General features: G+C 57.1%; 2 protein-coding genes. One reads left to right on the forward strand and one right to left on the reverse strand.

The annotated features are described in order from the left end of the window. The coding region (locus MUA00_RS00040; RefSeq protein ID WP_271130438.1) for an HAD hydrolase family protein at window positions 1-108 on the forward strand (108 nt) is incomplete at its 5' end. Window positions 109-154: 46 nt separating this feature from the next. Here MUA00_RS00040 and MUA00_RS00045 read toward each other — a convergent pair. Then, window positions 155-247, reverse strand: a 93-nt coding sequence (locus MUA00_RS00045) for a TOBE domain-containing protein (RefSeq protein WP_271130439.1), incomplete at its 5' end; no start/stop codon positions are given.

Raw genomic sequence — 247 nt, forward strand, 5'->3', positions numbered from 1 at the left:
GTGGCGATGGGCAACGCCGACGAGGCCATTAAAGCCCGCGCGGACGTGGCGATCGGCACCAATCTGGAAACAGGCATTGCCGAAACAATTTATAAGTACTTGCTGTAGCGCTCAGAAAGCGGTGGATAAGCACCGCCCCATCCGACATAATCGGTCAGGTGGTTATCGACACGCTTTTGATTTGTGCATATAGCCACTGGCCGGGCTTGATGACCAACTCGTCTCGCGCCCAGGGGCTGATGCGCGC

The organism is Dryocola boscaweniae, assembly GCF_025215095.1.
Classification (GTDB): Bacteria; Pseudomonadota; Gammaproteobacteria; order Enterobacterales; family Enterobacteriaceae; genus Dryocola; species Dryocola boscaweniae.